Genomic DNA, 21,915 nt, shown 5'->3' with positions numbered 1-21,915 from the left:
ACTTATTTATCTTCGATCATCTGCTTAATAATTGGATACAAAATAATATCCATTGCTAAACTCATTTTGCCGCCTGGAACTACAATAGTATTGCGTCTGGACATAAAAGAGCCGTTAATCATACTGCATAAATAAGTAAAATCAACCGGGGTTTTTTCTAGATCTTTAAACCGAATCACTACAAAACTTTCATCCGGGGTGGGAATATCACGAGCGATAAATGGATTAGAAGTATCAACTGTAGCAACACGCTGAAAGTTAATATCTGTTTTTGAAAACTGCGGTGTAATATAATTAATATAGTCTGGCATTCTTCGCATGATGGTATCAACTGTCTCTTCTGCTGAATAGCCTCTCTCCGCATTATCTCGATGAATTTTTTGAATCCATTCAAGATTAACACTCGGAACTACGCCAATTTTTAAGTCAGCATATTGCGCCATATCAATATCATCGGTAACAACTGCACCATGAAGACCTTCATAGAAAAGTATATCTGTGCCTGATCCGACTTTTTCCCACGGTGTAAACTCACCTGGGCTTAAGTCAGTGTTTAAGCGTTCATTGTGCTCACTAGCTTCTTCATCAGAATGCAAGTAATAACGACGATCACACTGTCCAGTCTTACCGTAATCTTTAAATGTTTCTTCAATTTTGTCAAATAAATTAGCATCTGGGCCGAAATGTGAAAAGAAATTATTTCCTGACGCCTCTTCTTTCTTAACATTTGCTTTCATGGCAACTCGATCATATGCGTGAAAACTATCACCCTCAACAACTAATGAATTTATTTTTTCACGTAAAAAAATGTACTCAAATGCACGTTTTACGAATGTTGTTCCAGCACCAGATGACCCGGTTACAACAACAACTGGATGTTTTTTAGACATATTATTTTCCTAAGTTTTCTAAGATATAGATTAAAATAAATTATACTTAATTGCAAATAAGTACCGCTATTTTATAGTGATACCAGCCCTATCTCTTAGGGGGTATAAAAGGGTTTTTTTGATAAAGTTAACTGATTTTCGTTTGTTTTAAAAATCTAAGTTGTCAACTGATAAAGCATTATCTTCGATAAACTTTCTACGAGGCTCAACTTCATCACCCATTAAGGTGGAGAAAACTTCATCGGCTACAATAGCATCTTCAATTTTAACTTTGAGTAGGGTTCTTTGCTCTGCATCCATGGTGGTTTCCCAAAGCTGTTCAGGGTTCATTTCCCCCAAACCCTTGTAACGCTGGAAACTTTGTCCTTTTTTGGCATCTTCAATTAAAAAGGCAACCGCCTCACTGAAGCTATTAATTTGCATTCTCTTATCTTTCTTTTCTACAAAAGATTGTTTATTAATAGCGCTTTCAATTTTGTTTGAAAAATCTTTGATGGTTTGATAATCAACTGAATCGAAAAATGCCTGACCAAGTGTTATTTGGTCGGTGTCAACACCATAAACACAAAGGGTGTGCTTAACTTCGCCTTGAACGTACACAACATTGTGCTTTTGGGCAGGTGTTAAATCTTGATTAAGTTTTATAGTTATTTTCTCACACCAGTTTTCCATTGATTTTTTATCAGATAGATCTTCAACAGCTTCAGAGTTTGCAATTACTTTCAATAAGTCAGGGTGATAATGTTTAGATAGCTTGCCAATAATGGTAATAATTTTATAATAGTCTTTGACAGACTTCTCAAGTGCAACACCAGATATTGCAGGCTCATCTTCACTAAAGAATAAATTTGCATCATTCACGGCTTCTTGCAATAAATAATCATTCAATTCTTGATCATCTTTCAAGTAACGCTCTTGTTTACCTTTTTTAATTTTATAAAGCGGCGGCTGAGCAATGTATAAGTAACCTTGTTCAATTAATTCTGGCAAATATCGGTAAAAGAACGTGAGCAGTAATGTGCGAATATGTGCACCATCAACATCAGCATCCGTCATGATTACAATTTTATGGTAACGAAGTTTTGAAAGATCATATTCTTCTTTGCCAATTCCACAACCCAATGCGGTAATTAATGTTCCAACTTCAACTGAAGATAGCATTTTTTCAAAACGCGCTTTTTCGACATTTAAAATTTTACCTTTTAAAGGAAGAATTGCCTGTGTACGGCGATCACGACCCTGTTTTGCAGAACCACCCGCAGAATCTCCCTCCACAAGAAATATTTCACTTTCGGCTGGGTCTTTAGTTTGGCAATCGCTCAATTTTCCCGGTAAGCCGGCGATATCGAGAACACCCTTACGACGGGTCATTTCTCTAGCTTTTCGGGCTGCATTACGAGCTCTCGAGGCGTCTAAAATTTTCCCAACAATGATTTTTGCTTCATTTGGGTTCTCTAACAAATAATCACCTAACTTTTCATTTAGGGCTGACTCAACAGGTGCACGAACTTCAGATGAAACTAATTTTTCTTTTGTTTGAGAAGAGAATTTTGGATCTGGAACTTTAACTGACACAATTGCAGTGAGTCCTTCTCGTGTATCTTCACCAGTGATAGTGATTTTTTCTTTCTTAGCCATGCCAGAATTTTCAATATAATTATTGAGTGTTCTGGTTAGCGCACCTCTAAAACCCGCTAAATGCGATCCACCATCACGTTGAGGAATATTATTAGTAAAGCAATAAATGCTCTCTTGATAAGTTTCTGACCACTGAAGGGCAACATCAATTACAATATCGTCACGTTCAGCAGAGATTGAGATAATATCATTATGAATAGGTTTTTTAGCTTTATTTAAATGTTCAACAAAAGCTTTAATTCCACCTTCGTATTCAAAAATATCTTTATTATCAGTACCTGACTCTTCAATTTCGATGTGAACACCAGAATTCAAAAAAGACAATTCACGAACTCTGTTTGCTAAGGTTTCATATTTAAACTCAGTAATAGTAAACACATCATGAGACGGTTTAAAGTGAATAGTGGTGCCAGTAGTATCACATTTACCAGTTACTTTCATTGGTTTATCAGGAACACCTAGTGTATAGCTTTGTTCATGAACTTCGCCATCACGGTAAACTGTTAATTTAACCCATTCACTTAATGCATTAACAACTGAAACACCAACACCGTGTAATCCACCAGATACCTTATATGAATTATCATCAAACTTACCGCCAGCATGAAGTACGGTCATGATAACTTCAGCTGCAGAAACACCTTCTTCAGGGTGGATATCTACAGGGACACCACGACCATCATCTGAAACAGAAACAGACTGGTCTTCATGAATGGTGATGTTAATTTTAGAACAGTGACCTGCTAACGCCTCATCAATCGCATTATCAACTACTTCGAACACCATATGATGTAAACCAGTTCCATCATCAGTATCACCGATATACATACCGGGACGCTTACGAACTGCGTCCAGGCCTTTTAAAACTTTAATATTAGAAGCTTTGTATTCTTGTTGTTGATCTTCAGACATAAGTGCTTGAAAAAATAAAATTATTATACCACGAGCAACGTAAATAGAGGTTGTCAAAAGGATTTATTAACAACTTACATGTATCTATAAAATCATTTCAAGTGAGGATTTTTTTGTCTATTTATAAACTATATTATCAATCATTATTGGGTTGTTATAACACCTTTATTAATTTTAAAAATAGTAGGATTTTCATCTTTAATAAAAGATAAATCTTTACCGATATCTGTCATAAATATTTGAACATTTAGATGATTTAAATAATGCAATATAGTTTTAATTTTGATTGTATCTAATTCTGAAGATATGTCATCAATCAGGACGATAGGATAGATGTTGTTTTTTACCAACATTGATACTTGAGTTAACCAAAATATAATAGACAAAGTTTTTTGCTCACCCCTTGATAAGAAACACTCCTCTTTTTTATTTAAAAAAAACTTAAGGCTGGCTTTATGGGGGCCATGGTTTAAATATTTAGCCTTTACTAGGAGTGGCTTATTTTTTGATAAATACTGATAAACACTATCACTATTAAATGCATCAACCTCTTTTGGCCAGCCTGATTTAAATTCATAGTTAAAAGAATCTATAGTATTAAATAAACCAGATAACTCTAGAATCAATTCACTTGAATTTGTTTTTTTTAATTGCTCAATGTAATTACTTCTAGATTTATTAATCTCAACAGAGAGTTTTGAAATTTCTAAAAACCAGAAATCTAGTTCTTCCTGTTTTTGTTGAGATAATAATGTATTGATATTTTTTAAAGCTTTATTGTAGTTTTTAAAATGTGATAAAAAGTCAAGTTCCACGTGGAACACACCCCAATCTAAGTAAGATCGTTTATTTTTTGGCGTTCCATTAACTATAAATCCTTTATCAGGTGTAATAATTTGAATAGGCAAAATTTTAGATAATTCACTACTATTTTTTAAACGTGACTGATCAATATTAATATTAGTTTTTTGTTTTGATTTTTCTAATTTAACGCGATAATCATCAACTTGAGCATCTATTTGAAACTTTTGCTGGTCTAGTTCTATCAACTCTTTTAATGACTTAGTTTTAAAAGATCGATTATGTCCTAAATAGTAAATTGCTTCTATTAAGCTAGTTTTACCTTGAGCATTATCAGCAACAAATAGATTTAATTTTTTACCTGGTTCGATGTATTGCTGATTTAGATTACGAAACTGAGTGATGGCCAGTTTACGAATAATTGCCATAGTGTTTAAGTAGTTTAAATACGCATTGGCATAACAACATATTGATAAGTCTCGTCATCAGAGCTACTCAACATGCAAGATTGGTTTTCACCACCCGGAACAACCATGTTAATTTCGTTTGTTTGTAATTTTTCTAAAATAGAAATTAGGTAATGTATATTAAAAGCAATTTCAATTTCTTTATCAAAATTTTTAGTACTGATTTGAGTTTTAGCCTGTCCTCGTTCTGAATGCGAAAAAATATTTAATTGTGAATTTTTAAAAACTAACTTAACACCTTTTGTACGTTCTTCAACAAAGATTGAAGCCTGTTGAAGGGAATTTAAAAACTCTAAACGATCAATTACAATTGTATTTTCAAAGTCAGTTGGTAATACTTGAGAGTAATTAGGAAAATTACCGTCAATAAGGCGACTAATGATTGTTGTGTCGTTGCTAACTAAATAAAAATAATTGTCTGATAAGTGGATATCTACTTCACTATGCTCACTTTTACTTAATATCTTGGTTAACTCCAAAACAGCTTTTCTTGGTAATATAACTGTTTTCTTTTTAGTTAGGCTATTTAATTGTTTAATTTCACCAATAGATAAACGATGCCCGTCAGTTGCAACTACAACTATTTTGTCTTGGTCGACTTCAAAATACAAACCATTTAAATAAGCTCTAATGTCTTGGTTTCCCATTGAGAAACTAGTATTTTCAATAAGCTCTTTTAACTGTTGACAATTAACTTTGATAATATCTGTATTTTCTATTTCTGGTAGAAAAGGGAAGTCTTGATGATTAAAAGTATTTAGCTCGAATGAATTTTTATTAGTTTTAATATAAATCTTAGATTCTTCAATAATAAACTCAATGATTGTTGTTTCAGGAAGTTTTCTAATAATATCAATCAGATCCTTTGCATAGATAGTAAAAGAAATTTCTTCCTGTGTTTTAATAGGGTGAGAAGCTCGGATTTCAATTTCCATATCTGTTGTGGTTAGGGTCAACTGGTTATCTTTTAGTTGAATAAGCACATGAGAAAGAATGGGTAGAGTTTGCTTCTTTTCAACAACACCGATAACTGTTTGTAAAGGTTCTAGTAGTTCTTTAACAGTTAGTTGAGTATTCATCTTGAAATCCTTTTAATTAAAATTTATTGTTATTATTAGTGAGACTTTTTTTGGTTAATAAGTGACATTTTTCTTTAAAGATTAATCATTTAAGTTGTTGATAGCTTGTTGGTATTTTATGTAAAAAATTGTGCATATGGTTATAAAGTTTGTATTTTATTAAAGTTATTATTGTTATCCACTGGTGTGTGAAAAACAATCTTTGTGGATATGTTTATAAGTTGGCTAATTTAAGTTTAATTAAGTCGTAATCATTCTTTATATCGGGGTTTTCAAACCTCTCTTCAATTTTCTTTATCGCATGTATAACTGTTGTATGGTCTCTATTGCCAAACTGTTTACCAATCTTGCTGAGCGCCAAAGAACTAAGCTCGTGACTGATGTAAATTGCCATTTGTCTGGCCAGCACTAAGTGTTGCTTTCGTGATTTTGAGCTTAAATCTGATACCGTCAGCGCGTAATGTTTGGCGACCTCTTTTTGGATATCGTTTACATCGATGTTTTTCATGATCGGTTTAATCAAGTCACCTAAAGCCGTTTCAACAACTTCTTTGGAGATAAAGGACTGATTGATTTTAGAAAAATCTACAAAGGCTTTTAATTTCAATAAAGCACCCTCTAAGTCTCTGACATTAGACGTTATATGACCTGCTATGTAGAGTGCTAAATCCTCTGTAAGATTAATGTTGATTTTTTCATTTTGTGATTTTTTTAATAAGATTGCAGCTCTCATCTCAAGTTCAGGCGGCGTTAAGTGTAAGTTTAGTCCTTGCGAGAATCTTGTTTTCAGGCGCTCTTCTAGCGACTTAATTTTTTTAGGCGACTGATCGCATGTGAATATAATTTGTTTCTTGCCATTGAATAAAAAATTAAAAATATGAAAAAACTCTTCCTGAGATTTTTCCTTGCCAGCTATTAGATGTATATCATCAACTAGCAATAAATCTGCTGACTGATAAAAAGCTTTAACGTTTTCAATGGAATTGTGTCTAAGACTGGAGGTGATGTTTCTTACAAAATCCATAAGGGGTACATACATGACTTTCAAATTTGGGTTCTTAGCTTTTGCCAAATGACCAGCAGCTTGCATAAGGTGGGTTTTACCTAGGCCAGATCCTCCATAAATAATAAAAGGATTGTAGGGTGATCCGTGAATATTTTCAGCAATTTGCTTGGTAGCGGCATAGGCCATCTGGTTGGCATTACCTAGCACTAAGTTGTCAAAAGTATAATCTTCAAACAAAGGAGTTGAGTGCGTCTTATAGTTGGGTTGATCAGGGCTTGTATTTGGCGCCAGGCTTATAAAAATTTTTAGTTTTTTATTGTGCTGAGTAACGGCATTTTTAATTTGCGTTTTTAAATTTTTACTAAGGTAATTTTTAACTTGAGTGTTAGGCGCTAATAATGTTAATGCATGCTTATCTTCTATCACTTTTAAAGGGTGTATCCAAACACTATATTCAGCCAAAGGAACGGTGTCTTTAAGTGTGTCCAAACATTGGGCCCAGGTTTTTGACATAAGCGGTAATTTAAATTAAGTAAATGATATACTTAAGCATTATATTGTTTTGAGAGAGAAGCGGATGAATGGTTTAGAAAAGTATTTTGAAAAGTTGCTATGGAGCTCCAGGCTAATGGTTTTAGCCGCCGTAGTTTCGTCACTATTACTCTCTTTAATGTTGTTTGTTATTACCGCTATTGACGTGGGCAGTTTAATTGTTCATGCAAGCGATTATATTGGCGCCACTGCCGAAGTAAAAAAAGCTTTAAAAATTGAAATGGTTTCACACACAGTTGGCTCCATTGATGGATTTTTGTTGGCCACAATTTTGCTGATTTTTGCATTAGGCTTGTATGAGTTGTTTATTAGCGACATAGATGAAGCAAAAGGAAGTGGCCAATCATCTAAAGTATTAGTGATTAACTCTTTAGATGACCTTAAGGCTAAATTAGCGAAGGTTATTTTAATGATCCTGGTCGTTACCTTCTTTGAGGTGTCCTTGTCAATGACTTTTGTTGGTGCATTAGATTTAGTATATTTTGCACTTGGAATCTTAATGGTGTCATTGGCCCTTTATTTTGGCTCAAAGTCTTCACACTAAAGCTTTAGCCATTGATTTTTATTGCTAAATAGCGTAACATTCATTTTTTTTTATGTAGAGAGTTATTATGCGTCAAGTTATTGTTGCAGGCAACTGGAAAATGAACGCCTCAAAAGAGACGGTTAACACGCTGATTATGGGTGTTCTTTCTGGCATGGCAGAGGTTGATTCAACTGTTATTGTTTGTGCGCCTTTTCCTTATATGTCGCAAGTTGAGGCATTAATTACGCACTCTCAATTACATCTTGGTGCTCAGGATCTAAATGTTAACGCATCAGGCGCTTTTACTGGCGAGGTAAGTGCAGATATGATTAAAGACTTTGGTGCACAGTATGTTGTTGTAGGACACTCTGAGCGAAGAAGTATGTACGGCGAGACTGACGAAGTAGTCGCGCAAAAAGTACAAGTTGCACTAGACAATCACTTAACGCCACTTTTTTGTATCGGTGAAACACTAGAAGAGAGAGAGGGTAACAACATGGAAATGGTTGTCTCTCGCCAAATTCAAGCGGTGATTGATCGTGTTGGTATTGATGCTTTTAAAAATATCATTATTGCTTATGAACCGGTTTGGGCAATTGGAACGGGCGTTACAGCGACACCACAACAAGCTCAAGATGCACATGCCTTTATTCGTTCAATGTTGGCACAGAACGACGAGAACGTCGCTCAAACCACACCGATTTTATACGGCGGTAGTATGAATCCTAGTAACGCCGCTGAACTGATTGGTTGCGAAGACATTGATGGCGGACTGATTGGTGGCGCTTCATTGAAACCAGAAGATTTTTTAAAAATTTGTAAAGCAGGTTAATTATGTCATTCCAAATCATTTTAATTATTCATATACTTTTAGCACTTAGTTTAATTGCGCTAGTTTTAATGCAACACGGCAAAGGTGCTGATGCAGGCGCTGCTTTTGGTGCAGGCGCATCTGGCTCAGTATTCGGCGCTAGAGGGGCAAATTCATTTATGTACAAATTAACTGCCAGCGTTGCTATTGGTTTTTTTGTAACTAGCCTAACGCTAGCCTATTTAGCAACCAATGAAACTGGCGCTAAGAGCGACTCAAGTAGTATTATGGAACAGGTAACTTCAACCGTTCCTTCAGATGTGCCGATGATCGCACCAGCACCATCTGACACAAGCGACATTCCTAACTATTAAGTTGCTATAATTTTTTTGCCGGTGTGGCGGAATTGGTAGACGCGCTACCTTGAGGGGGTAGTGAGCTACGCTCGTGCCAGTTCGACTCTGGCCATCGGCACCATATTAACTGTACAACACTTTAGAAACACTGTGCTTGTCAAGCTTAACAGTTTGATTGCATTTTGGATCGTTTTTAAAGTGTTATACATAAAACACTTTTCTTTACTGGTGGACTCTTCTGAGTTCAAGATATCTACAGTTTAATATTGTAGTGATCGAGAATAAAAATCAATATAGCGTAACAAGCAACAGTGATTGCGACTGAGATAAGCAAGCTTAAATAAAAGTCCAAACCTTGTTTTAGCAATAAAGGCAGGGATACAAATAAAGCCAGTGAGGGCAGTACAAGCCAAAAAATACCTGTAGAAAGACTACTTATTTTTTCAATATCTTTGGTGTCTATATAGATCCATAAAATGGCCATGACAGAAACCAAAGGGATAGAGGCAAGAAGCGCACCCATAAAAGAGCTACGCTTTGATATTTCAGAGATGATTACAATCAAAATCGCACTAACAACTACTTTTGTCAAATAGTAAATCACAGTGTTAGTATTATTTTAGTGCTACTGCTTTCTAGCACAATAACCGGTATTTGCGATAAGTAATAGGGTCTTAACGCGACAGAGGGCCCCTCTTCTCCTGGCAGTATTATGTTTTTTGTTTTCAACATATAAAATTAATTATACGTAAGCTATATGATCACAATAGAATTGTTACATTTGGCAATAAGTTGATAGCAAATGTTTTTTTATATAATATGCTAGTTTATATTACAGCTTATAATGAACTTGATTTAAAAATAGAGGGGCATCAACATTTTAATTTATATAATAAAATGCACACCATGCTTTCTATATAACAATAAAATTTTAAAAACTTATTAATTGGAATTACCTATTATGAATTGGCGTCATCGAACCGAAAGAAAATTTGAAAGTTTTTCAGACTTGATCTTTACAAATAGTAAAAAAACCATTTTTGCCATTTTATTATTAGTAGCAGCATTTGGCTCTCAATTGCCGAATTTAACCATGGACACCTCAACAGAGGGATTTCTGCATAAAACAGATTCTATGCGTGTGGCTTATGATGAGTTTAGAGACCAGTTTGGTCGTGATGAAAAGCTGTTGGTTGCTATTAAAACAAGCAATGTTTTTGATCTGAATTTTCTCAAGAAGCTGGAAAAGCTTCATGTTCGACTTGAAAATGAGTTAACGCCTTATATCACAGACGTTAACTCTCTTATTAATGCCAGAAATACTTATGGCGACCAAGAAAGTCTGATTGTTGAGGATTTGTTTGAAGCCTTGCCAGATACACAAGAACAGATTGAGCCGCAAAAACAACGAGCACTTAACAATCCTTTGCTAGAAAATTTGTTATTTAGTGAAGATCAAACATTCACCACCATTGTGATTGATACACAAACATACTCTTTGCTTGATGCTGATGGCAAACTTATCGTTGAACAGGAAGAAGATGAGTTCGCAGATAAGCCCGTTAATATAGTGCAAACTGAGAAGCTTTATTTTTCGGATGCTGAAAACACTATTCTTGTTAACAAAGCTCAGCAAATTATTAAAGACTTTGAAGCAGAGGATTTTAAAATCTATCTGACCGGCTCAGCAGTAATTGCTGGCACGTTAAAACAAAGCATGATGGAGGATACTAAAAGCTTTATTACAAAAATGATTGTAATGATTGTAATTGTTTTGGCCATATTATTTAAGCGCCTTTCAGGCGTGCTACTTCCTCTAGTTGCCGTTTTTTTCACCATTGCAGTTACCTTGTCTCTTATGGCTATAACGGGTACGCCGTTTACCATTGTGACTCAAATTATGCCGTCATTTTTACTGGCCGTTATTACCGGCGGCGCCATTCACTTATTGGCAATTTTTTATAAGGACCTTTCTAAAACGCAAGACAGAAAGGCATCTCTACGTTATGCCATGGGACACTCTGGACTTGCCATTGTGATGACATCACTCACCACAGCAGCGGGCCTATGGTCGTTCTCATTTTCAGAGCTGTCCCCCGTGGCTGATTTAGGCGTGTTCGCCAGTAGTGGTGTTTTGATTGGTTTGTTGTTTAACTTGGTTTTATTACCAGCACTGATTGCCAGTATGAAAATTAAACCACATACAGCCAAAGAAGATTCACAAGAGCACACTAAGATGGACACGATGTTATTGAGCATTAGTCGAATCTCAACAGGCTATCCAAAAGCGATTATCGCGATTAGTACAATGATGGTTGTGGTCGCTATTTTCTTTGCATCACAGCTCAGATTCTCGCATTATCCATTAGAGTGGTTTCCAGAAGATCACCCCTCAAGAGTCGCTACAGAGGTAGTTGATGAAAAACTTAAGGGCTCGATCACTTTGGAAATTGTGATTGATACCGGCAAAGAAAATGGTTTGTATGAACCGGTAATGCTTAACAAAATCCAAAACGCCACGGATTATTTGAATAGTATTCAAACTGAGACCTACTTTGTGGGAAAAACCCTAAGTTTGGCCGATGTGTTGAAAGAGACTAATAGGGCACTGAATGAAAATAAGGCCGAGTTTTATAGTATCCCTCAAAATAAAGATCTGATTGCTCAAGAGCTATTTTTATTTGAAAATAGCGGCAGCGATGATTTGGAAGATTTTGTAGATTCCAGTTTTTCAAAAGCGCGTATCACGGTTAAAGCACCCTATATTGATGCACTTGAATACAACGAGTTTATATTGCAAGTTCAAGAGCGACTTGATCAAGAGTTTAAAGGTGTAGCGACTGTTCAATTAACAGGCATCACGACATTATTATCAGTGATTATGGAAAAATCCATTCACTCTAGTGCAATAAGCTACTTGATAGCCTTTGGCTTGGTGACAGTCATGATGGTGCTACTCATTGGCAATGTCAAGATTGGTTTAATCAGTATGATTCCAAATATCTTGCCAATTTTGTTCTTATCAACCATTATGGTAATTTTTGATATGCCACTTGATATGTTCACCATGTTAATTGGTGCTATTGCGCTCGGATTAGCGGTGGATGACACGGTGCATTTCATGCATAACTTTAGGCGCTATGAGCTTGAATTTAATGATGTTGATAAAGCAGTAAGACTTACTTTAATGGGCACCGGTAGAGCTATAACAGCAACATCGATCGTGCTTTCAGTTGGATTTTTGGTCTTGTTGTTTGCCTCGATGAGCTCGATGTTTAACTTTGGTATATTGACAGCCAGCGCTATCTTTATTGCTCTATTGGCTGATTTTTTCTTAGTGCCTGCCATCATGAAGTTACTTGTTCATAACAAAGGAGATTTATAATGAAAAAACTATTATTAGTAACACTCAGCGCCCTATTAGGTGCAACCAGTGCATTCGGCGCAGACCAGGCTCGAAGCATTATGGATAAAGCAGATGCGAGAGATGACGGCGACAGTATGGTGTCCACCATGCAAATGACGTTGATTGATAAAAATAACAAGCAGCGCACTCGACAAATGCGCACATTTTCAAAAGATATTGACGCTAATACTGAGCATAAAACTATCTTTTTCTTATCGCCAAGCGATGTTAAAAATACCGCCTTTTTGACTTATGATTATAGTGGTGACGATAAGGACGATGATCAGTGGATGTATTTACCAGCATTGAAAAAAACCAAGCGAATACCAGCTAGTGACAAAGATGCTGCTTTTATGGGCAGTGATTTCTCCTATTCAGATATGACCGATAAAGAGTTGGATGATTACAGCTATAAGTTGCTAGGAGAAAGCACCATTAAGCGTGCTAAGGGTGACGAGCAAGTGTGGAAGATTGAAGCATTGCCGGCAAACCAAGGCGTGATCGACGAAACAGGCTATACAAAGAGTATTCTATATGTGCGTAAAGATAATTACGTGCTGACTCGTGCGAAGTTTTATTTGAAAAAAGCCAGTCGTATTAAATATATGGATGTCAAAGAGATACAGAAAATTGACGGCATTTGGGTTGCTATGAAAACTACCATGACTACCAAGCAAGGAAAACAAACCCTGCATAAGACCATCTTAACTAATTCTGATGTCAGAATTAATCAGCCGATCGATAGCAATATGTTTACAATTCGAACAATTGAGAAAGGCCTTTAAGAGATGAAATATTGGCTTAGTTCTGTTGTATTAGTTTTATCATTATCTATTAGTGCAGAAGACGGCTTTGATGAAGGCTTTGATGATGAGGTGATTGAAGTTGTCGTCGATCAGGCGCCAGATTCAAAAGGTGATTTATATGGCTCGATCGAAGTAGAGGCGCATTACAATGTTAGCAATGAAAAAGACTTGTCATCTTTAAAAACCTTAGTTGATATTTTGGGTGAGTACAAATTTGACAATGGCGCGAAATTATCAGGCAACCTTAAAGGCTACCGTGATTTTGTGTATGAGCTTGAAAATCGATCCGTTCCAGAAGGCTATGAAACTCAAATTGATTTAAATGAGCTTAATATTGAGCTCGAAATTTTTCAAAATTTAGACTTTAAGGCTGGTAGGCAGGTCGTAGTTTGGGGCAAGTCAGATTCTATCAGAATAACGGATATTCTTAATCCATTAGACAATCGCACACCTGGATTGGTCGATATTAAGAATTTACGCTTAGGCAGAACGATGAGCAAGCTAGATTACTATATGAACGATTTAAATTTATCAGTCATTGCACTTCATGAAAATCGTTTCAGCAAGAATCCCAGGAAAGATTCAGATTTTAGCAGTCTGCCTATAGGTGCAAATGATTTTTTAATTATTCAGCCTGCCGACTCTTTGGACAATACAACATTTGCCATGAGTTTAAATGGCGCATTTGAAGGTTATGATCTGGGTTTTTATTTCGCCGATACTTATGTAGACAAGCCCTATTTAGTAGAGAATAATACGACATTGAAATATGACAATAAATCTAAAATGCTAGGTTTTGCTTATAATCAAGTGGTTGACAGTTTCTTATTAAAGACTGAAATTGCACATTTTGATAATATTAACTATAACAATGTTAATGATAATAAAGCCAGAACTGATTTATTGTTAGGCGTTGAATATAGCGGCATTCGAGATGGTTCAATCAGTTATGAAATCGCCTTGAGAAAAATCCATGATTATGAAGATCTAATTAATCATGTGCTAAATGGCTATAAGCCTGAGAAAGAATACCAGCAAGCCTTACGCTTTAACCAATCTTATTTAAATCAAACGCTAGATTTTAATGCGGTTTTCAGTGTGTTTGGTAATACGGGACAAGATGGAGGAACAGCTAGATTTGAGCTTGATTATGCGGTTGATGATCAAATGTCAGTAAGCGCTGGCGTTATTGATTATCTACCAGGCGATAATCTTACTATTGACAGTTTTAAGGATAACGATCGAATCTTTACAAAACTAAGCTATGGTTTTTAGCCAGATTGAAATATAATTTATATTATGGTATAATAATATAAATTATTTACCAAGTCACATACTATGACAAAAATTAATTATTTTCTGATTGGTTTAGCGACCATATCAATGAATGCTGCTGCATTTTTTGATACCACTGGTTTTTCACCGTTTGGAAATGGAACGGGCCACACGAGTCAAGCACCTTGGAGTAATAATTCTAATTGGAATCCAATGTCTGCGGGCGAACAATATTCACCACAAAATGACGCGCGAAATATGAGTCGCTTTGGTGCACGTCCAAGCACACTTAAAAACTATCGTCAAAATAATGCGTTCCAACAAAATAACGCAATGATTGCTACGCCTAATCAAATCCAGCCGAGTAACTGGCTAAAAGAGACTGATTTTAGTAAAACGCTAGATCAAATTCAAGGCTCAGGCAGCAAAACATTTTTTGTTAACGAAATGCCAGTAAACTTCAATGACGGATATAAACAGATGCAATCACAGTCTCAGAATGCTGCACAGGCAGTTAGAGCTCAGATGCAGGGTCAGAATTTATCACCCGCTGCCGCATCTACGCCTAGAATTAATATTAATAAGTAATTAACAAGTCTCAACTTGATTTAAGACTGCTATTTATAGCAGTTTTTTTGTTTTTGTTGAAAGTGATAACCATAAACAGGTTCATTCTCAATATTTGCCAAATTTTGATAATTTGCACAGATAAGGACTTAAAAAGACCCAATCATTAAGACGAAACAGCCATTTTGGATGCTTTTTTAGTACTCTTGACGCCTATTTTTAGCTCATTTTTATTTTTTTCAATATTTTTTTAAGGGAATAAACGCTGTTATATCAACGATTTATAGAATATTTGAAAAAAAATAAAAGAATATCATTGACTTCTAATATAAATGTTATATAATATTCCCCATACAGGGTAACTAGCTCAGTACTTAAAACTTACTCAATAATGAGTGAGTCAAAAATTTAAAACATAATCTAGGAGATTAACATGAAAAAAATTATCGCAATTACTACTTTAGTAGCAGCTACTTCAGCTTCAGCTTTTTTTGGTAACAACAACAACAACGGTTGGACTAACGGTAACGGCATGTCTAACTGGGGTCCTTTTGACGGTGGTTCTAACTTCGGTCCTATGAACTCAGGTTCTAACATGGGTCCATTTACTGGTGGACAAAACATGGGTCCTTTCAACGGTGGTTCAAACATGGGTCCTTTCAATGGCGCTCAAAACTTTGGTCCTTTCGCTAACAACAACGACATGAACAACGATTCTGATTGGGGCTTCCATTACAACAACAAGAACACAACTAAGAACGTTTCTAACGCTACTACAGATGGTAAGTTTGCTGGTGTTGCTGACGCTAACGCTAAAGGTGTTGCTGATGCATACGCTAAAGGTCAAGCTGACGCTTTTGCTAAGGCTCAAGCTGATGCATACGCTAAAGGTTTCGCAGACGCTAAGTCTAGCTCTGTTGTAGACTCACGTGAAACTACTCCTACTGCTCCTGCAATGTAATTAGTAGTCACGTTAAGCGCCTGAGCTAGCTCTTGCGCTTTTTGTTAAAAGCCACTCTTCGGAGTGGTTTTTTTTCGTCTGCTAAAAGCTGTAGATGAACAACTGATAATTAACCAGCTATGGCAAAGAGTTAGCAATAGAAGAATGCAGTGCCTTATAGTGTCTTTTATTAAGGAAGAGTGTAATTAATCAGATTTTATAGTCGGCAGTAAGTTATACCTACAAGAGAATGTTTCTGATGGGTGTGCTTTTATTAAAGACATTAAAAAAGGCGCCGAGAGCGCCTTTTTTAGTAACTTAATGAAAGAGGTTAACCTTTCATTTGAGCAGCAACTTCATCTGCAAAGTTCTCTTCTTTTTTCTCGATACCTTCACCAACCTCGTATCGGATAAAAGAAACAACTTCTGCATTGTTTGCTTTCGCAAGAGCTCCTACCGTTGTGTCAGGATCCTTAACAAATGCTTGACCATAAAGAGTCACCTCATTAACGAACTTCTTCATGCGTCCGCCAATCATTTTTTCAATGATGTTGTCTGGCTTGCCAGATTCACGCGCTTGTTCAACAAAAATTGCTTTTTCTCTTTCTAGTAGAGCACCATCTAGCTGATCTTCAGTAACACATTCAGGGCGTGTAGCAGCAACATGCATTGCAATATCTTTTGCTAATGCCTCATCGCCACCTTCTAGAACAGCTAATACTGCAATGCGCTCACCATGCTTGTAGGCACCGATTACACCAGAGTCAACTGTTACAGTTGTAACACGTCTGATTGAAACATTCTCACCCACTTTGGCTACGATGTCTTCACGAGCTTTGTCAAGTGAATCGCCGTTGTCTAGGGCTTGATTTAAGAACTCTTCAATGTCTGCAGGTTTTGTTTTAAGTGCTAACTCACCAAGCGTATTGACGAAGTTAATAAAATCATCACCCTTAGTTACAAAATCAGTTTCAGAGTTAACCTCTAAAATAGTTGCTGTTTTATTGTCATCGCTAATATTAACTTTAACTAAACCTTCAGCAGCAACACGGCCTGATTTTTTTGCAGCTTTTGCTGCACCAGAAGTTCGCATCAAGTCGATTGCCGCCTCCATGTCACCATTGGTTTCAGTCAATGCTCTTTTGCAGTCCATCATGCCTGCACCGGTTCTTTCTCTTAGATCTTTAACTAAAGCAGCCGTAATTGCCATAATTATCTCCTATGTATATTGTCACCCCAAGCAAAGGGGCGGGTATTTTGTGAGTTACGCAAGCTTTGCAATAATATCTGCTTTTGTGTCTTTGCTAGCGATTTCAATGCCTTTTTCTTTAGCAAGTGCTACTAATTCTGCTTTCAGCATATCATTAAGGTTTGCCTCTGCTACAACTGGCGTCTCAGCTTTAGCTTTTGCAGCTACCGGTGTTTCAGCTTTTTTAGCAGCTAGCTTAGCTTCAACCTTAGCCTCTACTTTAGTTTCAGATGCAACGGGCTTTTCAGCTTTTTTAGCCGGCGCTTTCTTTTTAATTTGCGTACCAGCTGCTGCTTTTGCTTCTAGCACAGCATTAGCGATTTCTCTTGCGTAGAAACCAATTGCTCTGATAGAGTCATCGTTACCAGGTACAACGTAATCGATACCTTCTGGGTTATAGTTTGTATCGACGATACCAATAACCGGAAGGCCTAATTTTTTAGATTCAGCAATAGCGTTCTTTTCATGACCAATATCGACCACGAATACAACATCAGGAATGCCGCCAAGATCTTTAATACCGCCAAGACTACGTTCTAGCTTAGTCATTTCACGAGTCATCATTAGTGCCTCTTTCTTACCAAACTGTGAGAAATTTTCTTCTGCTAAAAACTCAAGATCTTTTAGACGTTTAATAGATGCCTTGATAGTTTTGTAGTTTGTCATCATGCCACCTAACCAACGGTGATTCACATAAGGCATTCCACAACGAATTGCTTCTTCCTTCATGATGTCACCAGCTGCGCGCTTAGTGCCGACAAAAAGAATTGAACGGCCAGCAGCTGCAGTTTTAGACGCGAAATTAAGAACATCGTTAAATAGAGGTAATGTTTTCTCTAAGTTGATAATATGCACACCGTTACGAGTACCGTAGATGTATTGATCCATTTTTGGATGCCAGAAGCGTGAGCGGTGACCAAAGTGTACACCTGCTTCAAGCATTTTTTTCATTGACGTTTTTGCCATTTTTATTTCTCCGTGGGGGTTAATAGAGCGATTTTTTATAACGCTCCCTTCCACAACTTCTAATAATCAACCCCTTTTTTAGGGGCACCCTGATTACTATGTCGAGCTGTGTGATACATTAAAACGAGTTAGGCGCTTGCATTTACAAGCGCCTAACTCAACTTTAGATTTTTTTTGAGTGTTTTAAACGCCCAAGTAAAATCTTAAAAAAACAATTATACCGAATTAACACTGATGTATCAAGCGCTTAGACGATAACAATGTAGCTATTTTGCCTTAGCAAGCTCTGCACGCATCGCATCGATAGTCGTTTTATAATTATCGGTGCTAAAGATTGCCGATCCTGCCACAAAAGTGTCTGCACCAGCTTCTGCAACTTCACGAATGTTGTCAATCTTAACGCCACCATCAACTTCTAAACGAATGTCCTTGCCGCTTGCATCAATTAGTTTGCGAACTTGGCGACATTTTTCTAATGTATGAGGAATGAAAGACTGGCCACCAAAACCTGGATTAACAGACATCAGAAGGATCATATCTAGCTTATCCATTACATTTTCTAAAACATGAAGCGGTGTTGCTGGATTGAATACCAGGCCTGCTTTACAGCCACTTTCTTTAATCATGGCTAAAGTTCTATCAATATGCTCCGAAGCCTCGGGATGGAAAGTAATATATGATGCACCAGCAGCAACAAAATCAGGGATTAGTCTGTCAACAGGTTTAACCATCAAATGAACATCAATCGGCGCAGTCACACCATGATTTCTAAGCGCTTCACAAACTAATGGGCCGATCGTTAAGTTTGGCACATAATGATTGTCCATTACGTCAAAATGAACAATGTCAGCGCCATCACGTAATACGTTGTCAACTTCCTCACCCAGTTTGGCAAAGTCCGCCGCTAAAATCGATGGTGCAATAAAATTTTCTTGTTTCATGTCTTCTCCTAAATTATTTATTATATGTCGTTTATTTTACTTAAAGGTTAATAAGCTTTTGCCAGTCATTTCACTTGGCTGATCAACGCCCATCATGGCTAATAAAGTTGGCGCAATATCAGACAGCGCACCATTGCAAGGTTTAGCTATTTTCGCTTGTCTAGAGCTGATAAATATTAATGGTACCGGGTTATTAGTATGGGCGGTATGCACTTCACTTGTTTCTGGGTCTGACATCTGCTCGACATTGCCATGATCAGCTGTGATCAACATTTCACCGTCGATATTTTTAACTGCTTGATAAATAATGCCCAAGCAAGTGTCGACCGCTTCAACTGCTTTAATGGCGGCATCCAGCATTCCTGAATGGCCAACCATGTCGGTATTGGCAAAGTTGCAAATAATTAAGTCATACTTTTGACTTTCAATATTTTCAACCAGCGCATCGGTTAACTCAAAAGCACTCATTTCTGGCTGAAGGTCATAGGTTGCAACTTCTGGAGAAGGTATTAAAACACGATCTTCACCATTAAATGGACGCTCTATTCCACCATTTAAAAAGAAGGTGACATGTGCATATTTTTCAGTTTCGGCTATTCTTAGCTGTGTCATACCTAGGTCGGCTAAATATTCTCCAAGTACATTGTTGAGTTTGGAGGAGGGATAGGCAACTGGTAAGTTGAAGTCTTTCTTGTATTCAGTTAGACAGACAAATTGATTGGACACAAATGTTCCACGTGAAAATCCTTGGAAATTCTCATCTGTAAAGGCTTGGGTAATTTGGCGTGCACGATCGGCGCGATAGTTCATGAAAATTAGAACATCGCCTTCGTTGATTTTAGTTGGTGCATTGATAACAGTTGACTGAATAAATTCATCAGTTTCACCACGCTCATAAGCCTGATCAACTGCATCCATAGCTGTTTTGGCTAAGAAGTTAGACTTTCCTTTTGAGATAAGCTCATAGGCACAGCGTATGCGTGACCAGCGATTGTCTCTATCCATAGAAAAATAGCGCCCAATAATAGTTGCAATCTCGCCAACACCTAGTTCGACAATTTTGTCTTCTAATTTTTGAATATACTCTTTGGCGCTTTTTTGAAAGCAATCTCTACCGTCAGTAAAAATATGTAAATATACATCTTGACAGTCATATTTTTTTGTCATCTCTAGCATGCCATGCAACTGGTCTTCATGAGAATGCACGCCACCATCAGACAATAAGCCCATAATATGAACAGCCTTATTGTTTTCATTGGCATATTCAAGAGAGTTTCTTAGTGTTGGGTTTCTAAAGAAATCACCATTTTGGATTTCATTCTGAATACGAGTGAAGTCCTGCTTAACAACTCGACCTGCACCCAGATTAAGGTGGCCCACTTCTGAGTTGCCCATTTGCTCGCCAGGCAGCCCCACCTGTTCCCCACTGGTTAGAATTAAAGAATGTTGGAAGTCTTTATTAAGGCGATCATAAACTGGTGTTTTTGCCTGAGCAATGGCATTATTTTCAATAATTTCAGAATGCCCCCAGCCGTCTAAAATTAATAAGATTTTGGTGTCTTTTTTGGATTTCATCATTTTGGAGTAAACCTTAAATATTAGGGTTAAACATTAAACAAGAAGTGTACCACATCGCCATCTTGGACGATATATTCCTTACCTTCAGAGCGCAGTTTTCCAGCTTCTTTGGCGCCTTTCTCGCCACCGAACTCAATAAAGTCATCATAGGCAATAGTTTCAGCTCGAATAAAACCCTTTTCAAAATCTCCATGGATTTTTCCAGCTGCTTGCGGCGCGCTATCGCCAATATTAATAGTCCAGGCACGAACCTCTTGAACACCTGCCGTAAAGTAGGTTTGCAACCCAAGTAGGGAGTATCCTGCTCTAATTAGACGATCAAGGCCCGCTTCTGTTTGGCCCATTTCATCTAGGAAATCTTGTTTTTCATCTGCATCTAACTCTGAAATTTCAGCCTCAATATCAGCGCATATAGCGACAACTTGAGCGCTTTCAGATTTTGCAAATTCATCAACCACATCCAAAAGTGGATTATTCTCAAAACCCTCCTCACTAACATTGGCCATATAAAGAACTGGCTTGATAGTGAGTAGTTGAAATCCGCGGAGAAGCTTTAGCTCTTCTTCATCAAATTCGAGGCTTCTTGCGCTTTGTCCGGCTTCCAATACAGGCAATATTTTTTCTAATAATTCCTTCAATGGAATACCATCTTGTTGACCAGATTTAGTATTTTTAAGCGCTTTATGTAAGAGTTTTTCTACGACAGCTAGATCCGCAAGGATAAGCTCTGTATTTATAATCTCGATGTCATCTAAGGGCGATATTTTACCGGCAACATGGATAATATCGTCATTTTCAAAGCAACGAACCACGTGAACGATTGCATCGGTTTCACGGATATTGGTTAAAAACTGGTTGCCCAGTCCTTCACCCTTAGACGCACCTTCTACTAAGCCGGCAATGTCGACAAACTCCATCGTTGTTGGTAGAATTTTTTGAGGGTTAACAATCTTCGCCAACTCATTAAGACGCTTATCATTGATTGGTACGATACCAACATTAGGCTCAATGGTACAAAAAGGGTAGTTTTCTGAGGCGATTCCAGCCTGGGTTAGCGCATTAAATAGGGTTGACTTCCCTACATTAGGCAGCCCAACAATACCACATTTAAATCCCATCTTTTCTCCTTTTAGCTCCATTGAGCTGTAC

18 protein-coding genes, 1 tRNA gene and 1 pseudogene are annotated in these 21,915 nt (G+C 37.0%); 9 read left to right on the top strand and 11 right to left on the bottom strand.

All coding sequences use genetic code 11. The annotated features are described in order from the left end of the window. Positions 1-2 precede the first annotated feature (2 nt). The 5 genes from N9Y32_01240 to dnaA all read right to left on the bottom strand — a co-directional run bounded on the left by N9Y32_01240 (position 3) and on the right by dnaA (position 7,306). Complete coding sequence (locus N9Y32_01240) at positions 3-890, bottom strand: phosphoribulokinase (protein MDB2589638.1); 888 nt, start codon at positions 888-890, stop codon at positions 3-5. Between the two features lie 147 nt (positions 891-1,037). Further along, positions 1,038-3,440 carry a DNA topoisomerase (ATP-hydrolyzing) subunit B gene (gyrB, locus tag N9Y32_01235; GenBank protein ID MDB2589637.1) on the bottom strand — a complete coding sequence of 801 codons (2,403 nt, stop codon included), beginning with the start codon at positions 3,438-3,440 and terminating at the stop codon, positions 1,038-1,040. Positions 3,441-3,583: 143 nt separating this feature from the next. Next, positions 3,584-4,669, bottom strand: a complete 1,086-nt coding sequence (gene recF / locus N9Y32_01230; protein ID MDB2589636.1) for a DNA replication and repair protein RecF — start codon at positions 4,667-4,669, stop codon at positions 3,584-3,586. A 14-nt stretch (positions 4,670-4,683) separates the two neighbouring features. Next, positions 4,684-5,787, bottom strand: a complete 1,104-nt coding sequence (gene dnaN, locus N9Y32_01225) for a DNA polymerase III subunit beta (GenBank protein ID MDB2589635.1) — start codon at positions 5,785-5,787, stop codon at positions 4,684-4,686. A gap of 214 nt (positions 5,788-6,001) precedes the next feature. Next, positions 6,002-7,306: a chromosomal replication initiator protein DnaA gene (dnaA, locus tag N9Y32_01220; protein ID MDB2589634.1), complete on the bottom strand. Its 1,305-nt coding sequence runs from the start codon at positions 7,304-7,306 to the stop codon at positions 6,002-6,004. A gap of 64 nt (positions 7,307-7,370) precedes the next feature. Here dnaA and N9Y32_01215 point away from each other — a divergent pair, with 64 nt between their 5' ends. The 4 genes from N9Y32_01215 (at position 7,371) to N9Y32_01200 (ending at position 9,159) form a co-directional block, all read left to right on the top strand. Next, complete coding sequence (locus N9Y32_01215) at positions 7,371-7,889, top strand: YqhA family protein (GenBank protein ID MDB2589633.1); 519 nt, start codon at positions 7,371-7,373, stop codon at positions 7,887-7,889. A gap of 67 nt (positions 7,890-7,956) precedes the next feature. Then, positions 7,957-8,703 (top strand): triose-phosphate isomerase, encoded by a 747-nt coding sequence (tpiA, locus tag N9Y32_01210; protein MDB2589632.1) that lies wholly within the window; start codon positions 7,957-7,959, stop codon positions 8,701-8,703. 2 nt (positions 8,704-8,705) lie between these two features. Continuing rightward, positions 8,706-9,056 carry a preprotein translocase subunit SecG gene (secG, locus tag N9Y32_01205; protein MDB2589631.1) on the top strand — a complete coding sequence of 117 codons (351 nt, stop codon included), beginning with the start codon at positions 8,706-8,708 and terminating at the stop codon, positions 9,054-9,056. Between the two features lie 17 nt (positions 9,057-9,073). Further along, positions 9,074-9,159, top strand: a tRNA-Leu gene (locus N9Y32_01200). Between the two features lie 132 nt (positions 9,160-9,291). On the opposite strand, the gene N9Y32_01195 is transcribed toward N9Y32_01200, so the two are convergent. Beyond that, positions 9,292-9,642 (bottom strand): DUF3147 family protein, encoded by a 351-nt coding sequence (locus N9Y32_01195; protein ID MDB2589630.1) that lies wholly within the window; start codon positions 9,640-9,642, stop codon positions 9,292-9,294. Between the two features lie 357 nt (positions 9,643-9,999). Here N9Y32_01195 and N9Y32_01190 point away from each other — a divergent pair, with 357 nt between their 5' ends. From N9Y32_01190 to N9Y32_01170, 5 genes are all read left to right on the top strand, one after another. Beyond that, positions 10,000-12,423, top strand: a complete 2,424-nt coding sequence (locus tag N9Y32_01190) for an efflux RND transporter permease subunit (protein ID MDB2589629.1) — start codon at positions 10,000-10,002, stop codon at positions 12,421-12,423. Then, positions 12,423-13,229 (top strand): outer membrane lipoprotein-sorting protein, encoded by an 807-nt coding sequence (locus N9Y32_01185; GenBank protein MDB2589628.1) that lies wholly within the window; start codon positions 12,423-12,425, stop codon positions 13,227-13,229. The genes N9Y32_01190 and N9Y32_01185 overlap by 1 nt, the downstream gene beginning before the upstream one ends. Before the next feature lie 3 nt (positions 13,230-13,232). Continuing rightward, a complete protein-coding gene (locus N9Y32_01180; protein MDB2589627.1) occupies positions 13,233-14,525 on the top strand; it encodes a hypothetical protein in 1,293 nt (430 codons plus the stop codon). Positions 14,526-14,588: 63 nt separating this feature from the next. After that, positions 14,589-15,113 (top strand): hypothetical protein, encoded by a 525-nt coding sequence (locus N9Y32_01175; protein MDB2589626.1) that lies wholly within the window; start codon positions 14,589-14,591, stop codon positions 15,111-15,113. A gap of 412 nt (positions 15,114-15,525) precedes the next feature. Further along, positions 15,526-16,053 carry a hypothetical protein gene (locus tag N9Y32_01170; protein ID MDB2589625.1) on the top strand — a complete coding sequence of 176 codons (528 nt, stop codon included), beginning with the start codon at positions 15,526-15,528 and terminating at the stop codon, positions 16,051-16,053. Positions 16,054-16,363: 310 nt separating this feature from the next. Here the strand turns inward: N9Y32_01170 and tsf are convergent, their stop codons facing one another. The 5 genes and pseudogenes from tsf to ychF form a co-directional block, all read right to left on the bottom strand. Continuing rightward, the gene (gene tsf, locus N9Y32_01165) at positions 16,364-17,242 is read right to left on the bottom strand and encodes a translation elongation factor Ts (GenBank protein ID MDB2589624.1); all 879 of its coding nucleotides are present in this window, start codon (positions 17,240-17,242) and stop codon (positions 16,364-16,366) included. Between the two features lie 282 nt (positions 17,243-17,524). After that, positions 17,525-18,247: pseudogene (gene rpsB / locus N9Y32_01160) on the bottom strand (30S ribosomal protein S2). A gap of 266 nt (positions 18,248-18,513) precedes the next feature. Beyond that, positions 18,514-19,188 (bottom strand): ribulose-phosphate 3-epimerase, encoded by a 675-nt coding sequence (gene rpe, locus N9Y32_01155; protein MDB2589623.1) that lies wholly within the window; start codon positions 19,186-19,188, stop codon positions 18,514-18,516. Between the two features lie 36 nt (positions 19,189-19,224). Beyond that, positions 19,225-20,763, bottom strand: coding sequence for a 2,3-bisphosphoglycerate-independent phosphoglycerate mutase (gpmI, locus tag N9Y32_01150; protein MDB2589622.1), 1,539 nt, complete (start codon positions 20,761-20,763; stop codon positions 19,225-19,227). A 29-nt stretch (positions 20,764-20,792) separates the two neighbouring features. Beyond that, positions 20,793-21,884: a redox-regulated ATPase YchF gene (gene ychF / locus N9Y32_01145; protein ID MDB2589621.1), complete on the bottom strand. Its 1,092-nt coding sequence runs from the start codon at positions 21,882-21,884 to the stop codon at positions 20,793-20,795. Between the last annotated feature and the right edge of the window lie 31 nt (positions 21,885-21,915).

The organism is Candidatus Thioglobus sp. (assembly GCA_028228555.1).
In the GTDB taxonomy this organism is placed as follows: Bacteria; Pseudomonadota; Gammaproteobacteria; order PS1; family Pseudothioglobaceae; genus Thioglobus_A.
Note: the sequence above shows the minus strand (reverse complement) of the source record. Positions and strands in the feature narration are given on the sequence as shown.